The sequence below is a fragment of the Amycolatopsis sp. NBC_01286 genome, assembly GCF_035982555.1.
Lineage (GTDB): Bacteria > Actinomycetota > Actinomycetes > Mycobacteriales > Pseudonocardiaceae > Amycolatopsis.
Genome location: NZ_CP108428.1, coordinates 9,214,594 through 9,231,054 on the forward strand (window position 1 = coordinate 9,214,594; position 16,461 = coordinate 9,231,054).

The 16,461-nt window shown below is 73.2% G+C and carries 15 protein-coding genes and 1 pseudogene; 9 read left to right on the plus strand and 7 right to left on the minus strand.

Annotated features, from left to right (window positions below; genetic code table 11):
• Nucleotides 1–219 precede the first annotated feature (219 nt).
• Nucleotides 220–969 carry a dienelactone hydrolase family protein gene (locus OG570_RS42195; protein ID WP_326954338.1) on the plus strand — a complete coding sequence of 250 codons (750 nt, stop codon included), beginning with the start codon at nucleotides 220–222 and terminating at the stop codon, nucleotides 967–969.
• Nucleotides 970–972: 3 nt separating this feature from the next.
• Here OG570_RS42195 and OG570_RS42200 read toward each other — a convergent pair whose 3' ends face one another.
• Nucleotides 973–1,890 carry an NADP-dependent oxidoreductase gene (locus OG570_RS42200; protein WP_326954339.1) on the minus strand — a complete coding sequence of 306 codons (918 nt, stop codon included), beginning with the start codon at nucleotides 1,888–1,890 and terminating at the stop codon, nucleotides 973–975.
• A gap of 131 nt (nucleotides 1,891–2,021) precedes the next feature.
• On the opposite strand from OG570_RS42200, the gene OG570_RS42205 reads away from it, so the two are divergent.
• Nucleotides 2,022–2,867, plus strand: a complete 846-nt coding sequence (locus tag OG570_RS42205; protein ID WP_442788353.1) for a helix-turn-helix transcriptional regulator — start codon at nucleotides 2,022–2,024, stop codon at nucleotides 2,865–2,867.
• Nucleotides 2,868–2,872: 5 nt separating this feature from the next.
• Here OG570_RS42205 and OG570_RS42210 read toward each other — a convergent pair whose 3' ends face one another.
• Nucleotides 2,873–3,172, minus strand: a complete 300-nt coding sequence (locus tag OG570_RS42210; protein ID WP_326948317.1) for a hypothetical protein — start codon at nucleotides 3,170–3,172, stop codon at nucleotides 2,873–2,875.
• Entirely contained in the window at nucleotides 3,165–3,500 is a 336-nt protein-coding gene (locus OG570_RS42215; protein ID WP_326954341.1) for a DUF3253 domain-containing protein, read from the minus strand. Before OG570_RS42215 ends, OG570_RS42210 begins: the two co-directional genes overlap by 8 nt.
• Before the next feature lie 451 nt (nucleotides 3,501–3,951).
• Between OG570_RS42215 and OG570_RS42220 the strand changes: the two genes are divergently transcribed.
• The 5 genes from OG570_RS42220 to OG570_RS42240 all read left to right on the plus strand — a co-directional run bounded on the left by OG570_RS42220 (nucleotide 3,952) and on the right by OG570_RS42240 (nucleotide 13,031).
• Complete coding sequence (locus OG570_RS42220; protein ID WP_326954342.1) at nucleotides 3,952–4,953, plus strand: LacI family DNA-binding transcriptional regulator; 1,002 nt, start codon at nucleotides 3,952–3,954, stop codon at nucleotides 4,951–4,953.
• 227 nt (nucleotides 4,954–5,180) lie between these two features.
• Nucleotides 5,181–5,444 carry a hypothetical protein gene (locus tag OG570_RS42225; protein ID WP_326954343.1) on the plus strand — a complete coding sequence of 88 codons (264 nt, stop codon included), beginning with the start codon at nucleotides 5,181–5,183 and terminating at the stop codon, nucleotides 5,442–5,444.
• A 17-nt stretch (nucleotides 5,445–5,461) separates the two neighbouring features.
• The gene (locus tag OG570_RS42230) at nucleotides 5,462–6,565 is read left to right on the plus strand and encodes a DUF5005 domain-containing protein (RefSeq protein WP_326954344.1); all 1,104 of its coding nucleotides are present in this window, start codon (nucleotides 5,462–5,464) and stop codon (nucleotides 6,563–6,565) included.
• 11 nt (nucleotides 6,566–6,576) lie between these two features.
• Nucleotides 6,577–10,170: a discoidin domain-containing protein gene (locus tag OG570_RS42235; RefSeq protein WP_326954345.1), complete on the plus strand. Its 3,594-nt coding sequence runs from the start codon at nucleotides 6,577–6,579 to the stop codon at nucleotides 10,168–10,170.
• Between the two features lie 56 nt (nucleotides 10,171–10,226).
• A complete protein-coding gene (locus OG570_RS42240; protein ID WP_326954346.1) occupies nucleotides 10,227–13,031 on the plus strand; it encodes an NACHT domain-containing protein in 2,805 nt (934 codons plus the stop codon).
• 3 nt (nucleotides 13,032–13,034) lie between these two features.
• On the opposite strand, the gene OG570_RS42245 is transcribed toward OG570_RS42240, so the two are convergent.
• Nucleotides 13,035–13,997, minus strand: a complete 963-nt coding sequence (locus OG570_RS42245) for a GlxA family transcriptional regulator (RefSeq protein ID WP_326954347.1) — start codon at nucleotides 13,995–13,997, stop codon at nucleotides 13,035–13,037.
• Between the two features lie 71 nt (nucleotides 13,998–14,068).
• Between OG570_RS42245 and OG570_RS42250 the strand changes: the two genes are divergently transcribed.
• Nucleotides 14,069–14,647 carry an HD domain-containing protein gene (locus OG570_RS42250; protein WP_326954348.1) on the plus strand — a complete coding sequence of 193 codons (579 nt, stop codon included), beginning with the start codon at nucleotides 14,069–14,071 and terminating at the stop codon, nucleotides 14,645–14,647.
• Nucleotides 14,648–14,661: 14 nt separating this feature from the next.
• Here the strand turns inward: OG570_RS42250 and OG570_RS48505 are convergent.
• The 3 genes and pseudogenes from OG570_RS48505 to OG570_RS42260 form a co-directional block, all read right to left on the minus strand.
• A pseudogene (locus OG570_RS48505) lies at nucleotides 14,662–14,787 on the minus strand (SbtR family transcriptional regulator); the annotation flags it as partial.
• 3 nt (nucleotides 14,788–14,790) lie between these two features.
• Complete coding sequence (locus OG570_RS42255) at nucleotides 14,791–14,997, minus strand: hypothetical protein (RefSeq protein WP_326954349.1); 207 nt, start codon at nucleotides 14,995–14,997, stop codon at nucleotides 14,791–14,793.
• A gap of 12 nt (nucleotides 14,998–15,009) precedes the next feature.
• Nucleotides 15,010–15,786, minus strand: a complete 777-nt coding sequence (locus tag OG570_RS42260) for an endonuclease I family protein (RefSeq protein WP_326954350.1) — start codon at nucleotides 15,784–15,786, stop codon at nucleotides 15,010–15,012.
• A 230-nt stretch (nucleotides 15,787–16,016) separates the two neighbouring features.
• On the opposite strand from OG570_RS42260, the gene OG570_RS48510 reads away from it, so the two are divergent.
• A complete protein-coding gene (locus tag OG570_RS48510) occupies nucleotides 16,017–16,427 on the plus strand; it encodes a nuclear transport factor 2 family protein (protein ID WP_442788228.1) in 411 nt (136 codons plus the stop codon).
• Nucleotides 16,428–16,461: the final 34 nt, after the last annotated feature.

A 16,461-nucleotide genomic window follows, 5' to 3' on the forward strand; every position in this document is an offset into this window, starting at 1 on the left:
GATGACCGTTTCGCTTTACCGTCACCTGGACGCCGGTACGCCGTCACTCGTCCGAGTTACGTCCGAATTGTCCGGCAGGCTAGAGTGGGGGCCATGACTACCGGGACGGCCTCGCGCCACACACGGAACGGTTACCCGGTGCTCTTCTGAGCGCCGCGCGGGCGCCGCCCCCGTCGGGTCGATCACCAGCTCCACCCATCGACCACGACAGGAGAAGCCATGCCCAGCACCACCCTGCGGATTCCCACCCCGGACGGCCAGGCCGACGCCTTCGCCGCCTTCCCCGGCGACGGCGAGCGGCACCCGGGTGTGCTGCTCTACACCGACGCCTTCGGCCTGCGGCCCGAACTGGAGAGCAAGGCCCGCGAGCTGGCCGGGCACGGGTACTACGTGCTCGTCCCCCACCTCTACTACCGCCACGGCCCGGCGCCGGTGACCGCTCTGCCCGAGCACATCGGCGAAGAGGTCCGGCCCGCGATCATCACCCGGCTGATGCCGCTGCTCGAGGAGCACACCACCGAGCGGATCCTGCGTGACGCCGACGCCTACCTCGGGTTCCTCGCCGCTCAGCCCGAAGTCGCCGCCGGTCCGGCCGCGGTGCTGGGCTACTGCATCGGTGGCGCTCTGGCGCTGCGGACCGCGGCGGCGTTCCCCGGCCGGGTGGCCGCGGTCGCCGGGTTCCACCCGGGCTTCCTCGTCACCGACGCGCCCGACAGCCCGCACCGCCTGCTCTCGGACCTCACCGCCGAGGTCCACCTCGGGCTGTCCGAGAACGACATGCGGCCCGAGGCCGTCAACGAGCTCAACAAGGCTTTGGCCGCCACCGGCGTCGGCTACTCCACCGAGATCTACCCCGGCAGCGTCCACGGCTACACGATGTCGGACACCGACGCCTTCAACCCGGTGGCGCTGCAACGCCACTGGGACCGCCTGCTCCCGCTCCTGCACCGCACCCTCGCGGCCGGCTGAGGCTCACGGCCGCAGCACGATCTTGCCGTGGGTGTGCCCCCGTTCCAGCTCGCGGAAGGCGTCCCGGACCCGCTCCAGGGGGTAGGTCCGGGCGATCGTCACCTCGAGCTCGCCGCGGGCGGCGAGCCGGGCCAGTTCGCCGACGACGACCGCGCAGGCCGCCGCGCCCTCCCCGGCGGTCCGCGCGCCGACCCGGGCCGCGGCCGGCCAGTCGCGGATCGTGTCGATCCGCTCGGGCCGCACGCCCAGCTCGACCGCCAGGTCGACGTAGCCGTCGCCGACCGTGTCGATGAACGCGTCGACCTTTCCGCCGGCGGCCTGCCGGATCCGGTCGGCCACGCCGTCGCCGTAGGCGACCGGGATGACGCCGTGGCCGCTCAGCCAGGCGTGGTTCGGCGCGCTCGCCAGCCCGATCACGGTGGCGCCGCGCCGGCGCGCGAGCTGCACGGCCAGGGACCCGACCCCGCCCGCCGCGCCGGACACGACGACCGTGTCGCCCGGTCCGGGGTCGACGGTGAACACCGTGGCGTAGGCGGTCGTGCCCGCCACGTACAGCGACCCGGCGACGTCCCAGGGCAGACCCGTCGGCCGCGGGGTCAGCCGCACGTCGTCGACGGCGACGTACTCCGCGTGGCTCGCCCGGTCGTGGGTGAAGCCGAGGACCTCGTCGCCCACCGCGAACCCGCGCACCTCCGGCCCGGCCTGCACGACGACCCCGGCCAGGTCGCTGCCCTGTCCGGAGGGGAACGTCGCCGGCCAGCGCCCGTGCCGCGCGCCTTCCCGGATCATCACCTCGCCGGGCTGGATCCCGGCCGCGCGGACCTCGACCAGCACCTGGCCGGGGCCGGGCACCGGGCGCGCCACGTCGTCCACCCGCAGGACGTCGACCCCGCCGTAGGCGTGGAACCGCACCGCTTTCATCGTCTGCTCCCTCGTTCCGCTCACCCCACGACCGTGCTCCGGTTCCGGCGATCCGGGAACGGAGCGGTCCACCTAGGACCGGCGGTCCGATGATGCGGCCGGCGAACGGTGCTATCCATGGACGCATGGGAATGCACCGCGGCGAGCTCGCCGACTTCCTGCGCCGGTCCCGGGAGCGGCTGACCCCGCGCGACGTCGGGCTGGTCGAGGGGCCGCGGCGGCGGACGCCGGGACTGCGCCGCGAGGAGGTCGCGGTGCTCGCCGGGATGTCGGCCGACTACTACATGCGGCTCGAGCAGGCCCGCAGCCCGCAGCCGTCGGACCAGCTGCTGGGCGCGCTGACGCGGGCGCTGCGGCTGACCGCCGACGAGCGGGACCACCTGTACCTGCTCGCCGGGCACCGGCCGCCGGAGGGCGCGCGGGCCGGGGAGTACCTGCGGCCGAGCCTGCTGTACCTGCTCGACCGGCTGGACGGCGTCCCGGTCCAGGTGCTCAGCGACCTGGGCGACCTGCTGGCGCAGAACGATCTCGCGCTGGCGTTGTTCGGGTGCGTGTGCTCGGTGGCCCGGGAGGACCGCAACGTCGTCCTGCGCTGGTTCACCGAGCCGGCCGTCCGCGATCACTTCATGGCCGAAGAGCACGAGGAGCACGGCCGGGAGCTGGTCGCCGACCTGCGCGCCGCGGTCGCCCGCCGCGGCGACGACGAGGCGTCGCGCGCGCTGATCGCCCGGCTGCGCGCGGCCAGTGCCGAGTTCACGGCGTTGTGGGACCGGCACGAGGTCGCGGTGCGCCGCGCCCACCGGTACCGGCTGCGCCACCCCGAGCTCGGCGCCATCGAGTTCGACTGCGAGCTGCTGGCGACGCCCGCGGCGGACCAGCGGCTGCGGGTCTTCACCCCACCGCCCGGCGGCACCGACGCCCTGGACGTGCTGCGTGTGCTGGGCCCGCAGCACCGCTGCGAGGAGGAGCCGGTCTGAGCGGATCAGCCCAGCGCGTCCAGGCCGTCCTGCCAGCGTTGCCGCCGCTGCGCGGAATCCTGCTCCCACCAGGGCGTGCCACGCTCGCCGAGTGCGACCTTGGCGGTGTGCACGCGAGACCGGGCCTCGCGTTCGGCGTCGATGTCCTGGCCGCGGCGGGCTGTCCCGACGTCCCGGCGCGCCCGCATCAGCAGGCTGCGCAACCGGGCCGCGTCCTCCTCCGGGATCTCCGGATCGGTGGCCCGCCACCGCCGTCCGTCGACGACGATGAAGCGCCCGTCCGGCGTGCGCTCCGGCTCAGCCATCGACGTGCCGGATCCGGATCGGTCCCCGCCACTCGCCGTCCGGATCGAGCGACCGGCCGCCCTGGGTGAGCCGCACCTCACCGGCCCGGGCGAGTTCACGCGCAAGCTCCCGGGCCCGCGCCAGCAACGGCCGCCAGTCATCGGCGACGGCCCGGGCGGCGTCGGACGGACAGGTGCTGCTGCCCGCACCACGCCCGATGGCCAGCCCGAGCATGGCGGCGCGCAGCTGTTCGTCCGGCACGTCGGCGGTCAGGGCGACCCGGGCCTGGTCCGCTCCGGGGCCGTCACCGTCCCGGGCCCGTTCGAGTTCCCGCCGCGGATCGCTCATCACGCCAGCATCGCACCGCTCGCCGGACACCGCCGGGTTCGCGCTACACCGCGTGCCACCACGGCACGTCCGTGTCCCCGAAGACCAGCACGAACAACGACTGAGCAACCGGACGCCTGCCTCTCGGCGCACAGCGACGACGCGCATCTCCGACGGCCGGTCCGGGTTCGCCTCGACGACCACGTCGGCGCGGACGATGTCGTCGTCCGCCGGGCAGTACACGAGCAGCGCGAAGGGCAACCAAGCCCGGCGACCGGTCGTCAAGACGTACGAGAAGCTGACGTCGTCAGGGTCGGCCCAGTCTGCCCTCGGCGGTGCGGCGTTCCCGGGTGAATCCTGTTGCCCGGCAAAGACTCCCGGCTGAGGTAGGGTCGCCGCCGTGACGCGAGCCTCGGATGCGGAGCGGCCGGTGGCCGGCCGGCGTGGACCGGCGCCCACCGGGCGGCCCACCATGCGTGATGTCGCTTCGGCCGCGTCCGTGAGCGTCAAGACGGTGTCGCGGGTGGTGCACAACTACCCGTTCATCAGCGACGACGTGCGCGGGCGCGTCCAGGCCGAGATCCGCCGGCTCGGGTTCCGGCCCAACAGCAACGCCGTCGGCCTGCGGCGGACCGACCGGCCCGCGGGCGGCATCGGCGTGCTCGCCGCGGACCTGGCCGACCCGTTCTACGCCGGGATGCTCAGCGCGATCGAACAGGTCAGCACGGCGCGGTCGTTCACCACCCTCGTCGCCAGCTCCGACGAGGATCCCGCGCGCGAACGCGGGCTGCTCGGCACGTTCGTCGAGCGCCGTCTCGACGGGCTCATCGTGGTCTCGGCCGACCGCCGGCACGACCACCTGCGCCCGGAGCTGGACGTCGGCACGCGGATCGTGTTCGCCGACCGCCCGCCGCAGCGGCTGCCGGTGGACTGCGTGCTGGCCGCGCACGCCGAGGGCGCCGGCCAGGCCGTGACGCACCTGCTCGGGCAGGGCCACCGCGCGATCGCCTACGTCGGCCACTCCCCCGTGATCCACACGGCCCGGGAGCGGCTGCGCGGCTTCCGCGCGACGCTGGCCGAGGCGGGCCTCGAACCCCACGCGGTCCGCACGGACGCCGTCGACGCCCCGGCCGCCCACCGGGCCGCCGCCGAGCTGCTGGCCGCACCCGACGCCCCGACGGCGTTGTTCGCCGACAACCCGCGTCTCGTCGGCGGGGTGGCCCGGGCCATCGCCGAGTCGCGCGCGCCACGGACGGCACTGGTCGCGTTCGACGACTCGGAACTGGCCCAGGTGCTGGGCGTGACGGTGGTGGCCCAGGACCCCCGCGAGCTGGGCAGGAGGGCGGCCGAGCTGCTGTTCGCCCGCCTGGACGGCGACCGTTCCCGCCCACGGCGGGTCGTCCTGCCGACCACGCTCGTACAGCGCGGGTCGGGCGAGGGCCGGGGTGTCGCGTTGCGCTCGGCCGAGCACTGACCGGCTGCCCGGAACCACGTCACAACGCGTCGCCGGCGCGCTCGGCCCGGCGGTAAAACCCGCACCGGACAGCGGTTCTGTCCAGTTCTGGCCATTGACAACGCTGACAACGCCGTCCGAGACTGGGCCGCGTTGCCAACGTTGTCAATCGGCACGTCCGATCTTCGAGGGAGCCCTCCGTGGCCGTCTTCCATCGCCGCCCGGTCCCGTTTGCCACCGTTCTCACGGTGGCCGCCGCGATGATCGCGGCCCCGGCCGCCAGCGCCGCGCCGTCGTCGTTCCGGACGTCCTTCGAGACCACCGACCCCGCCCCGACCTGGGAGAACACGCTCGACCGGCGTCAGGCTCAAACGTTCCCGTGGCGTCAGGAAACGCGGGTCTTCACACCCGCCCAAAACGGAACCTACAAGTACTTCAAGCTCGACCTCGCCGCCGCGCCCGGTGCGGCCAAGACATCCGTCGCCGAAGTCGAACTGCTCGGTCACCGCTGACCACCTAAGGAGCGACCATGAAGTTCCGCCGTACCCTGGCGCTGTCCGCCGCCGTCACCGCGTCCCTCGCCATCACCGGACCCGCCGCCGCGACGAACCGTCCACTTCGGATTCTCGGTGCCACCGCCGACACCGCGCTCACCCAGCGCTGGCAGGACTTCGGCAGGCGCCCCGGCGTCGGCTGGGCCGCGGCCGACGGCACCTACTCGACGCGGCTGCCGTCCGGTTTGGACGTCTGGCTGTACAACGACACCTTCTTCGGGCCCGTGCGCGCCGACGACAGCCTGCCGGAGTCCTCGCCGTTCACGCACAACTCGGCCGTACTGTCCACACCGGACGCGAAGCACATCCTCACCACCATCGCGCCCGGGCCGCCGGGGCACCCGAAGTCCTTGGTGGGCCCGACGCCGAACAGCCCGGGCGAGCCGAACGACTACTGGTACTGGAACGGCGACGGCATCGTCGACGGCGGGAAGCTGCGGGTCATCGAGTTCGAGCAGGCGCCGACCGACGACCCGCCGCCGTTCAACTTCGCCTGGACGAAGACCAAGCTCGCGACGCTCGACCCGTACACGTTCCGGCTGGAGAAGCTCACCGACGTGGCGTCGGTCGGCAACGTCCAGTGGGGCACCGAGCTGACGCGCGACGGCGCGTGGACCTACATCTACGGCGTCGAGGGCGAAGGCTTCACGAAGTACCTCCACGTCGCCCGCGCGCCGATCGGCCGGCTCGACGGGCCGTGGCAGTTCCGGACGGCGGACGGCTGGTCGGCCGACCCGGCGGCGTCGGCGCGGCTGCTCGGCAACGTCGGCAGCTCCTTCGGCGTCACGCCGGTGGGCGGCGAATACCTGCTGACGACGTTCGGTTCGGGTCTGGAAAGCACTATCCACGCCTATCACGCGACGAGCCCGGTTGGGCCGTTCACCGGCGGCGAGACGATCTACACCGCGCCCGAGGCCGGGAACGGGCGCTACACCTACAACGTCGCGGCGCACCCCGAGATCAGCCGGCCCGGGGAGCTCGTCATCTCCTACAACACCAACAGCGAGAAGCTGGCCGACCTCTACGCGAACATCGACAACAACCGCCCGCGGTTCGTCGATCTCAAGCTCTCCCGTTAGGAGCCCGGACCGTGAGCGGTTTGTCCCGTCGTACGTTCCTGCAGTCCAACGCCGTGCTGCTCGCCGCGCTCGGCGTGCCGGCCGCGCTCCCGGCCGCGGCCGAGGCCCAAGCGGCGACCGATCTGGCGCGCTACCGGCCGGTGACGGTGTCCTCGACGGCCTACGCGCCGACGCCGGCGTGGTTCGCCGTCGACGGCCTGGCCGAGACCGGCGTGAAGGGCTCGGGCTGGCGGGCGGGCGCGGGCGATCCACAGTGGATCGCCGTGGACCTGCAGGCCGCCTGCCGGATCGAGTCGGTGGTGCTTGTGTTCGAGGCGACCGCCACCGACCCCGTGTTCACCCCGGCGTCCGGGATCAACCCGTTCCTGAACACCACTGGCTGGGAGGTGCTGTCCAGCTGCGCGGTCGCGTTCACCCTCGACGTCTCGGCCGACGGCCGCACCTGGCAGACCGTGCACACCGCTACCGACTCCCCCGGCGGCGGCGTCGAGGTCACGCTGGCGAAGCCGGTCACGGCCCGCTGGGTGCGGCTCACCGCGAAGCAGCAGGCGAACGCGAACCCCTTGGGCGTCAATGCTTTCGAGGTCTACGGCCGGTCCGGCCACCCGCGGCCGGACGCCACCGGCTGGACCGACTGGGGCCGCCACACCACCCGGCCGCCCGGCCTGGTCACCGCGGCGGACGGCACGGTCGCGGTCGAGTCAGGCTGGACGCTGACCATGGAATCACGGCTGCCGTCCGCCGACGGCGCCGCGCTCGCCCGCGCCGGTGTCGACACGTCGACGTGGCTGCCCGCGACCGTGCCCGGCACCGTCCACACGGCACTGGTCGAGCAGGGCAAGCTGCCCGAACCGACCTCCGGGTTCGGCAACATGCGGGCCCCGGAAGCGCTTTCGCGGCACAGCTGGTGGTACCGCCGCGAGTTCACGCTGCCCCGCGGGTTCGACGCCGGCCGCCGCGTCTGGCTGGAGTTCGACGGGATCGACCACCACGCCGAGGTCTGGGTCGACGGCACCGCCGTCGGCTCGCTCACCCACCCGGTGGCGCGCGCCGCCTTCGACGTCACCACGGCGTTGCGGGGGAAGGACGCGCACGCGCTGGCCGTGCGGATCGACCCGATGCCGCACCCGGGCAACCCCGGCGACAAGGGCCCGGACGGCGTCTCGACGTTGAACTCCAACGCCGAGCAGCAGGACCTGCCCGGGTACATCTCGATCAGCGGCTGGGACTGGATGCCCGGCGTCCGCGACCGCGGCGCGGGCATCTGGAACCACGTCCGGCTGCGCTCGACCGGCGACGCCGTGCTCGGCGAACCGCGCGTCGACACGCGGCTGCCGAACCTGCCGGACACGTCGGTCGCCGAGGTGACGCTGGTCGTGCCCGTGCGCAACGCCGCCGCGACGGCCCGGACCGTGACGGTCGCCGCCGAGCTGGCGGGCGCCCGGGTCAGCCGCCGCGTCACCCTCGCGGCGGGCGCGGCGGCCGACGTCACGTTCGCCCCGGCGACCGACCCGGCGCTGCGGTTGCGGCGCCCGGATCTGTGGTGGCCCAACGGGTACGGCGATCCGACGCTGCACCCGCTCACGACCACGGCGAGCGTCGAGAGCCAGGTCAGCGACCGCCGGACCGTCCAGGCAGGACTGCGGCAGTTCGGCTACACGGCGACCCAGCCGATCGTGATCGACCCGGCCACCGACCATTCGCCGCCGCAGACGGTGGAGTTCGACCGGACAACCGCCCGGTACCTCCGGATCCAGGGCGGGAAGCGCGCCACCGGCTACGGCATCTCACTGTGGACGCTGTCCGTTGTGGACGGTACTGGACCGGACCTCGCGCAGGGCAAGGCCGCGACGGCGTCCTCTGAGGACAACGCGAACGACAAGGCCGGCAACGCCGTGGACGGCCGTGACGACACACGCTGGTCGTCCGGCTACTCCGACAACCAGTGGCTCCAGCTGGACCTCGGTGCCGCGGTGGCGTTCGACCGCGTGGTGCTCACCTGGGAGACCGCGTACGCGCTGACGTTCACCGTGCAGGTCTCCGACGACGGTGCGACCTGGCGCGACCTCAAGAAGGTCAGCAACTCCGGCACGCCGCTGCAGATCAGCGTCAACGGCGTGCGCGTGCTGGCCAAGGGCGGCAACTGGGGCTTCGACGAGCTGCTGCGCCGGGTGCTCCCCCACCGGATGGCCGACGCCGTCGCGCTGCACCGCGACATGAACTTCACGATGATCCGCAACTGGGTCGGGTCCAGCAACCGCGAGGAGTTCTTCGCCGCCTGCGACGAGAACGGCATCCTGGTGTGGAACGACTTCTGGGCCGGCGACGCGATCTTCCCGCCGGACAACGACGTCTTCCTCACCATCGCGACGGACACGGTCGTGCGGTACCGGCACCATCCGTCCATTGTGGTCTGGTGCGCCACCAACGAGAGCGACCCGCCCGCCGCGATGGACGCCGGCCTGCGGAAGATGCTCGCGGTGCGGCAGCCGGAGCTGTGGTACCAGGGCAACTCGGCCGGTGGTGTCGTCACCGGGCACGGGCCGTACTCGTGGATCGACCCGGCGCGCTACTTCGACGGCGACACCTACTCGATCGGCAGCTACGGGTTCCACAGCGAGATCGGCCTGCCGACCGTGCCGGTCGCGGAGAGCATGCGACGGCTGGCCGGCGACCAGCCGTCGTGGCCGATCGGCGACGTCTGGTTCCACCACGACTGGTGCACCCGCGGCGGCCAGAACCCGGACACCTACCGCGGCGCGATCGAGGACCGCTTCGGGCCGGGGACCTCGCTCGACGACTTCTGCGCGAAGGCCCAGCTCGTCAACTACGAGAGCATGCGGGCGATCTTCGAGGCCTACAACGCGGCGCTCTGGGACGACGCGTCGGGCGTGCTGCTGTGGATGTCGCACCCGGCGCACCACAGCACGGTCTGGCAGACCTACGACTACGACCTCGACACCAACGGCAGCTTCCACGGCGCGCGCAAGGGCTGCGAGCCGCTCCACGTGCAGGCGCGGCTGTCGGACTGGCAGGTGCACGCGGTCAACCAGACCGCGCAGACGCTCGACGGCGCCACGGTGCACGCCGAGCTGCTCGACCTGCGCGGACGCTCGCTCGGCACGCCGGTGTCCGCGCCGGTGTCGGTACCGGCGTCGTCGGTGAAAGCGGCCTTCACCGTGCCGTTCACCGCCGCGCTGCCGGCCTTGCACCTGCTGCGCCTGCGGCTGGTCGGGCGGGACGGCGCCGAGCTGTCGCGCAACGTCTACTGGCGCTACCGCACCCCGGCGGACGCGCGCGAGCTGACCAGGACCCCGGCCGACGTCTCCCTGCACGCCGGCCCCATCCGGCGCGACGGCGACCGCAGCGAGGCCGTGGTGACGCTGCGCAACACCGGCCGCGTCGTCACCGCGGGCGCCCGGGTCTCGGCCCGCGACGCGCGCACCGACGCGCGTGTCCTTCCCTTGCGCTGCAGCGAGAACTACCTGTGGCTGCTCCCCGGCGAGACGGCCGCGGTGACGGTGTCGTGGCCGTCCCACGCCCTGGCGTCGGGCCGCCCGCGGTTCGTGGTGGAGGGGCTCAACGTGCCTCGCCGCACCAGCTGACGGATCGCCCGCGAACGTCACCGAAACGGTGAAACACCCCGTATCGTCTGGTCACCATGGGGAGTCGAGCCGGAGCTGTGGGCAAGTTCGCGCTGGTGGTGGCGGGGGCCGCACCCGCGGTCGTGGCGGTCTGGGCCGGCCACCCGGTGCTGTCGGGCGTGCTGCTGGCCGCGTACGCGCTGGTCGTCGGGCTGCTGACGGTCACCGGGGAGATCGCGCGGGAGCTGCGCGAGCGGTGGCGGGCGCGGATCGTGGACCGCGTCGACCGCTGGCTGGTCCGGCGGTTGTCCCTGTTCGGCCGGCGGTACCGGGAGTTCGTGCTCGGCAGCCTGCGGTTCATCGACCTCAAGGGCCTCGCGACCATCGGCTTCCACACGCCGGAGCTGGACGAGGTGTTCGTCGACGTCAGCCTCACGTTCCGGCCGCCGCAGGACGTCGCCGACAGCCTGCTGCCCGACCTCCGGGCGAGCGCCACCGACCGGCAGTCGCTGCAGGACTTCCTCGACCGGCCGCGGCCCGTCGTGCTGGCCCTGGTCGGCGCGCCCGGCAGCGGGAAGACCACCCTGCTGCGGCACACCGCGCGGCGGATCTGCCTCGGCCGGCGCGGCCGGCACCGGCGGGTGCCGATCCTGCTGCACCTGCGTGACCACGTCGACGCGGTGCTGTCGGCGCCGGACACCGGCCTGGCGGACCTCGTGCGCGGCGTCGCCGGGCGGAACTGCGGCGAGGAACCGCCCGGCTGGTTCGAGCAGCGGCTGCGCGACGGCCACTGCGTGGTGCTCCTCGACGGGCTGGACGAGGTCGCCCGGCAGGAGGACCGCCGCAAGGTCGCGGACTGGGTCGAGCGCCAGATCCAGCACCACCCGAAGAACGACTTCGTGATCACCTCGCGGCCGCACGGCTACCGGACCACGGGCATCGGCGGCGCGACCGTGCTGCAGGTCCGCAGTTTCACCGACGACCAGGTGAAGCGCTTCGTAGAGGGCTGGTACTCGGCGGTCGAGCGGTACAGCACCGGCGACCGCGCCGACGAGGTGCGGACCCGGGCCGCGGCCGCCACCGAGGACCTGCTCGAACGGCTCGGCGAGGCGGCCGCGCTGCGCGACCTGACCGCGAACCCGTTGCTGCTGACGATGATCGCCAACGTGCACCGGTACCGCGGCGCCCTGCCCGGCAGCCGCGCCGACCTCTACTGCGAAATCTGCCAGGTCATGCTCTGGCGCCGCCAGGAAGCCAAGAAGCTCCCGATCGAGCTGGGCGGCGACAAGAAGGAGATGGTGCTGCGCAGCCTGGCGTACTCGATGATGCGGGACCGGGTGCGCGACCTGGCCCGCGCCGACGTCCTCACCGAGGTCGGGAAGGCGCTGCGACGGGTGTCCCGCGACCTCACCGCGGAGGCGTTCCTCGCCGACGTCGGCTCCAACGGGCTGCTCGTCGAGCGGGAAAGCGGGCTGTACTCCTTCGCCCACCACACGTTCCAGGAGTACCTCGCCGCCGTCCACACCCGGGACAAGGGCCTGGTCGACGTCCTGACCGGCGCGGTCGACGACCTGTGGTGGCGCGAATCGACCCTGCTGTACGCCGCGCAGTCCGACGCCGACCCGATCGTCCGCGCCTGCCTGCGCGTCGGCGGCGTCACGGCCCTGTCCCTCGCCGTCGACTGCGCGGAGCAGAACAGCGAGCTGGCCCCGGAGCTGCGCGGCCGGCTCGACGAGTTCCTCGAACCCGCGGCCCGGCCTGGCGAGGACCCCGGGCACCGCCGGCTGCGGGCGGCCGTGCTGCTGACCCGGCAGCTGCGTCCGCAGGTCCAGGTCGGCGACGGCGCCCGGGTCTGCGCCCGGCCGGTCACCGGCGGTCTCTACGACCTCTACCGGCTGGACACCGGGGCACCCGCACCGGACGGGCCGCCGGCGCCCCCGGACGCCGCGGTCACCGGCGTGCGGGGCAGCGACGCCGCCGCCTTCGTCCGCTGGGTCAACCACGTCCTCGTCGGCGAGGCCGTCTACCGCCTGCCCCGGCGGGCGGAGCTCGACGACCCGGCCCGGGGCCGCTCGGTCGCCCCCTGCGCCTGGCTGGCAGGCCTCGACCTGTGGCTGGCCCCCGGGACCGGCCACCCCCACCTCGTCCCCGCGCGGACGCTCGTCGACTACGTGCGCGACGACATCACCCGGTCCACCCCGTCCCTGCTGCGGCCGCTGCTGCTCAAGCTGATCCCCAACGACCGCGTCCGCTCGATCGGCCACACGCTGCCGCCGGCCGGGCTCCGGAAGCTGGCCCACGACCTCGCGGTGGAACACGACGCCGTCCTCGATCTCGCCGACGAGCTCGACCTGACCGTGGACCGCGATCTCGACAGCACGCTGATCCGCGTCCTCACCCCCGAGCTCGCGCGGATCCGGATGCTCAGCCTCGACCAGGTGCTGGGCCGGGCCCTGGCCCACGCCCAGGCCGGTCTGCTGCGGTCCGCCACCCCCGCCACGGCCTGGGCGAAGAACCTCGCCGCGGCCTTGACCGAAGAGGCGGGTGCCGCGGCCGCCACCGCACCACAGTCCCCGGAGACGTTGGCGGGCAAGGTGTCCCGGGCGCGGGAGCACACGACGGGGTCGTCGTGGGCCCGCCAGGTCGCCGCGAAGCTGGAGCTGGAGGCGCGGCCCGTCTTCGCGCGGGAGCGGCCGCTCACCTCGAACTCGGCCACCGCCCTGCGGCTCGCGGCGTTGTGCCTCGCCGCGGAAATGCGGGCGCACGACCAGGTTGAGCTCGGGGCCGCGTTCCACGAGATCGCCGCCGGCGTCGCCCTGCTGCAACGCCGGGCGGCCGGCCAGGCGCCGCCGACCGAGCGGATCGTCCTCGCCCTCGCCTGATGCTCAGGGGTCCGGCTGGGTGCCGCTGTGGTGGAACAGCGTCCGGTACTCCTGCGGCGACGTGCCGATGTGGCGATGGAAGGCCGCCCGGACGGACGACGGCGCGCCGAGCCCGGTGCGGCGGCCGATGCGTTCGACGGACAGCGTCGTCGTCTCCAGCAGCTCGCGCGCGCGGTCGATGCGCGCGTCGGCCAGCCAGGCCATCGGCGACGTCCCCGTCTCCTCGCGGAAACGGCGGATGAGCGTCCGCCGGGACACGTGGGCGCGCCGCGCGAGGACGTCGATGCTGAGGTCCTCGCCGAGGTTGCCGAGCATCCAGCTCCGCAGCGGGGCGAGCCGGTCGCCCGTCGCTTCGGCGCGCAGCTGCTCGACGAACTGCGTCTGGCCGCCGGTGCGCCGCGGCGGGGCGACCAGGAACCGCGCGCGGCTGTTGGCGGCCGCGGGGCCCTGGTCGAGGCGCACGAGGTGCAGGCACAGGTCGACGCCCGCGGTCACGCCGGCCGAGGTGAGGATGTCGCCGTCGTCGATGTAGAACCGGTTCGCCACGACCTCGACGCGCGGGTACAGCCGCCGCAGGAGGTCGGCGTACTTCCAGTGCGTGGTCGCGGGGCGCCCGTCGAGCAGCCCGGCCGCGGCGAGGGCGAACGCGCCCGTGCAGATGGACACGAGCCGGGTGCCGCGGCCGTGGGCCGCCCGCAGCGCGGCCAGGACCTCGGCGGCCGGCGGGGTCTCGACGCCTTCGAAGCCCGGGACGATCACGGTGCCGGCGGCGGCCACCGCGTCGAGCCCGGCCGTGGCGGTGACGGTGAAGCCGTCACCCGGCACCGGCCCGGGACCGCCGGTCGTGCAGACGGTCATCGCGTAGAACGGGTCCGTCGCGAAGATCTGCGTCGCGATGCCGAATTCGAGCGCCGGCACGCCGGGCAACACGAGCACGGCCACCTGGTGCCGGTCCGCCGTGGTCATGGCCCGATCATAGCGCCGATTGGCACTCGGGCCACTTTCGTGCGCCGCGTCTCCTTCCTACGGTCGGAGTCATGAACGACGTACTCGCGCTGCCCACCGGCCCGCTAGCCGAGGCGAGCCTCCGCCTGGCCCGGGAGTCGGAGAGCGCCCCGATCGCCGACCACAGCGTCCGCAGCTTCCTGTTCGCCCGCCTGGTGGCGCGACGGGACGGCAGCGTGACCGACGCCGCCTACGACGAGAACCTGCTGTTCGCCGCGTGCGCGTTGCACGACCTGGGCCTGGGCTCCCGGGCGGGCGGCCGGGCGCGGTTCGAGGTGGAGGGCGCGGACCTGGCCGCCGCGGCGCTGACCGATCACGGCGTCGCGGCCGCCGACGTCGACCGCGTCTGGGAGGCGATCGCGCTGCACTCGTCGCTGGGCATCGCTGACCGGTGCGGGCTGCTGACTTCGTTGACCCACAAGGGAGTCTTCACCGACGCGGGCGTCTTCGCCGACGTCGATCCCGGCTCGCTGCGGGCGGTCTACGGCGCGTACCCCCGCCCGGCGGGCAACCGGTACCTCCAGGACGCGATCGTCGAGCACGCGTCCCGTTCGAAGGCAGCGGCACCGCCGTACTCGATCGCGGCGGAACTGCTGCGCCAACGCGGCTGAGAGTCCGTCACCGCCGGGGCGCCGCCGTGCACCTTCGCCGCGTACGAGACGTCGCACATCAGCGGCACCAGCTCGTCGGTGGCCAGTTCGGGACGGACGGCTCCCGCGTCGCGGGCGCGGTCGAGCAGCCGGCCGGCGATGGGTCAGTGCCCGAGCAGGCGGGCGTTTTCCTCGGCTCTCCGCAGAGCCGTCAGCAGCGCGGCGCGGCCGGTCCGGACCACGCCGTCCGCCGCGCCCACGACCGCCTCGCCACCGCCCTCGGCGCGGATCGTGAGCTGGCCGGGCGCGACGCACAGCGTGCACCTCGACCACCCCGACGAGGTCCTCGCGACGGTGCGGGGCCTCGTCACCCGCGTCCGGAGCTAGCCGTAGATCGAGTTCGCCCACTCCGGGTGGTCGATGAACGGGTTGCGGTTGTGCTGGAACTGGTCGTAGATGACCTGGTTGCGGTGCTGCTCGGCGGCGTCCGGCGGGTCCTGGGCGTTCCAGGCCAGCAAGACCGAGAGCCGCCCGATGTTGGGTGCCGAGCCGTTGTCGACGCTGTCGTTGGGTTCCAGATCGGGATAGCCCTCGGTGCCGTCGTAGCGGACGGCCATGTAGAGCACCATCCGCGCCACGTCGCCCTTGACGGCGTCGCGCGGCTCGAAGGAGTCCTCGTCGGTAAGGCTGCCTGGGGCCTCCGCGACCGGGGAGCCGCCGTCGTCGAAGTCCTTGTTGCCCCGCTCGGCGTTGACCGAGACGTCTTCGGCGCGCAGGTGGTGCAGGTCGGTGCCCGGCCCGGTCGCCGTGCCGAAGTCGCCGTGGGACTTCGCCCAGACGTGCTCCCGGTTCCACTGGTCCGGGTCGCCGCCGTTCGCGGTCTTCGCCTGGGAACGGCCGCTGTAGATGAGGATGACGTTCGCCGGGTCGGCGGGGTCCTCGTCGGCGGCCTTGATGCCGTCCCACACCTCGTCGTAGGTCAGTTTCGTGTTGGTGCTGATGATGCCGTGCAACGCGGTCTTGAGCTCGGCGCCGGTCTTGCCGAGAGCGGCCTGGTAGTAGTCGTCGGCCGGTGCCGCGGCCGCGGCGGGCGCCAGGCACGTGGCCCCGACGACCGCGCCGAGCGCGAGGATCAGCGGGATACGGCGGGGTGTGCGCATGGACGGTTCCTCTCCCCAGAGACACCCGCCCGGACCCGGTCCGAGGCGAGTGTTGACACGTTGTCCGTCTAGTTGGAAAAAGACTGCCATACGTGTCAATAGGGCCGGCTGCAACGATCGGCGGGATAGCCCGCGGATAGCGGCCCGCAAGCCGGCCCGGCCAGACTGGGCGCACCCGCCGGCCCCGGTCGCGGGCCGACCCCGGGACGACTCAGTGGAGGGACGCCGAAATGGCGCCTGCGGGAGCAGGGGAACACGCCCGGCCGAGTGCCGGCGCCGTCGCACTCGGAATCGACCACGTGCGGCTCAGCTACCACTACCTCGATATCGGGGACATCGACGGATACGGTTCCCTTTTCACCGCCGACGCCGTTTTGCACTATCCCGGAATAGCGCCGTTACGGGGTCGCTGCGCCATCGAAAGATTCCGCGCGGCCCGACCCGGACGGCGGCACACCCTGCACAGAGTGACGGTGACGCACGGTGAGGTGGTGACGGTCGGCGACTTAACCACGACTGGGCCGAACGGCGGGCGTACAAATACCGCCTTCGTCGACAGCTTCACGCTTTCGGACTATGGGCTTATCACGGCCCAGAAGACAGACTTCCGTTCCGGGGGAAATTCACGAGCGGTCGGGTGAGGCGGGGAAGCCCGGCCCTCCCCGGCCACGGAAC

Coding starts and splice junctions, on each gene's coding strand:
- OG570_RS42195 (WP_326954338.1), top strand. CDS start 220: ATGCCCAGCACCACCCTGCGGATTCCCACCCCGGACGGCCAGGCCGAC.
- OG570_RS42200 (WP_326954339.1), bottom strand. CDS start 1,890: ATGAAAGCGGTGCGGTTCCACGCCTACGGCGGGGTCGACGTCCTGCGG.
- OG570_RS42205 (WP_442788353.1), top strand. CDS start 2,022: ATGCACCGCGGCGAGCTCGCCGACTTCCTGCGCCGGTCCCGGGAGCGG.
- OG570_RS42210 (WP_326948317.1), bottom strand. CDS start 3,172: ATGGCTGAGCCGGAGCGCACGCCGGACGGGCGCTTCATCGTCGTCGAC.
- OG570_RS42215 (WP_326954341.1), bottom strand. CDS start 3,500: ATGAGCGATCCGCGGCGGGAACTCGAACGGGCCCGGGACGGTGACGGC.
- OG570_RS42220 (WP_326954342.1), top strand. CDS start 3,952: ATGCGTGATGTCGCTTCGGCCGCGTCCGTGAGCGTCAAGACGGTGTCG.
- OG570_RS42230 (WP_326954344.1), top strand. CDS start 5,462: ATGAAGTTCCGCCGTACCCTGGCGCTGTCCGCCGCCGTCACCGCGTCC.
- OG570_RS42240 (WP_326954346.1), top strand. CDS start 10,227: ATGGGGAGTCGAGCCGGAGCTGTGGGCAAGTTCGCGCTGGTGGTGGCG.
- OG570_RS42245 (WP_326954347.1), bottom strand. CDS start 13,997: ATGACCACGGCGGACCGGCACCAGGTGGCCGTGCTCGTGTTGCCCGGC.
- OG570_RS42250 (WP_326954348.1), top strand. CDS start 14,069: ATGAACGACGTACTCGCGCTGCCCACCGGCCCGCTAGCCGAGGCGAGC.
- OG570_RS42260 (WP_326954350.1), bottom strand. CDS start 15,786: ATGCGCACACCCCGCCGTATCCCGCTGATCCTCGCGCTCGGCGCGGTC.
- OG570_RS48510 (WP_442788228.1), top strand. CDS start 16,017: ATGGCGCCTGCGGGAGCAGGGGAACACGCCCGGCCGAGTGCCGGCGCC.